Origin of the sequence: Pantoea sp. VS1 (genome assembly GCF_002207995.1) — a bacterium.
Taxonomy (GTDB): domain Bacteria; phylum Pseudomonadota; class Gammaproteobacteria; order Enterobacterales; family Enterobacteriaceae; genus Pantoea; species Pantoea dispersa.
Genome location: NZ_NHZE01000190.1, coordinates 1 through 1262, shown reverse-complemented (window position 1 = coordinate 1262; position 1262 = coordinate 1). Strand labels below are relative to the sequence as shown.

Here is a 1262-nt window from a genome sequence, read left to right as displayed (position 1 = left end):
TCGGACGTGAACTCCATGAACATGAGCTCCTGTCAGGCCGCGCAGGGCATCATCGGCGGCCTCTGGCCGGTGTCGCAGGTGTCCAATCAGAAAATCTGCCAGGACATTGCCGGCGAGAGCAACATTTTCTCTGACTGGGCGGCGTCCCGTCAGGGCTGCACGGTGGGCGGGCAGGGTGACAGCGTCACCAGTCGCGCCCCGGATAAAGATAAAGACCAGGTGCTGAAAAACAAAAACCTCATCTGGGACGCGCTGGGCCGCAATCATCTGTTCGACGGCAACCGTCAGCTGAAGGAGCTGGTGATGAGCGTGGTGGGCTCCATCATTTTCAACAAGGACGGGCAGGTTACCATCCTGACCCCGCTGGTTGATAACCGCGACATCATCACCGTGCTGATGCGCGGCGGTACCGCGAAGATTTACGGCTGCGACGAGCAGGATCTCTGCCTCGGTCCGACCGTTACCAGCGTGACGGTCAGCAGCGACGTGGCGCTGGTCACCCAGGTGCGCAACCTGATGATTTCCATCGACAGCAAGCTCAGTGCTGATACCGGCCTGTCGGACAGGGAAAAGGGCTTCATTAACACCACCTCGGTGCCGGTGCTCAAGTATCTGACCAACTCCCGCAGCATGGGCATGAGCCCGACCTACCTGATTCAGGTCGCAGACTTCATCGCGCAGGACATGATGATCCAGTATCTGCAGGAGCTGGTGAAGCAGGCGAGCCAGTCGCTGGCGGGTAAAAACTTCCCGGAGCAGGCCGCCGGCGAGCTGCGTAACAACGTGATGACCGCAACCTCACTGCTGGCGCAGATGAAGCTGCAGTCAACCGCCGACCAGAATGCGCTGGATGGCATCGATCGCAACATGCAGTACCTGCAGCAGCAGGTATCGACCATTATCTCAACGTCCTATCAGGGCAACTATCAGTGGGGGACCGGCAATGACTGATTTAACGGTGCCGGACAAGATCGCAGCGTTCTGGCAGGGCAATTCTCAGCGGGGTATCCGTCATGACTGAAGTCTGGACCATTTACGGCGGTGACATGTGGCGGCAGGTGTTCAACGGTGTCGTCACCGTCATCGGCGCCGGCACCTTTACCACCCTGCTGCGCATCGTCGGCCTTTTTGGCGTGTTGGGCGTGGTGGTGTCGTTTGTGAAAACCCGCAACCCGATGGTGTTTCTGTACTGGCTGGCGGTATTCATGTTCATCACCTCCGCGCTGCTGGTACCGAAGCGCAGCGTGCAGATCCACGACATC

The 1262-nt window shown here is 59.0% G+C and carries 2 protein-coding genes; both read left to right on the top strand.

Annotation, left to right across the window (positions count from 1 at the left end; genetic code table 11):
* Positions 1 to 951 (top strand): conjugal transfer protein TraH (locus CBW22_RS25865; protein ID WP_088518262.1); only part of this gene is annotated, 951 nt, incomplete at its 5' end.
* A 62-nt stretch (positions 952 to 1013) separates the two neighbouring features.
* The coding region (locus tag CBW22_RS25860; protein WP_141097391.1) for a conjugal transfer protein TraG N-terminal domain-containing protein at positions 1014 to 1262 on the top strand (249 nt) is incomplete at its 3' end.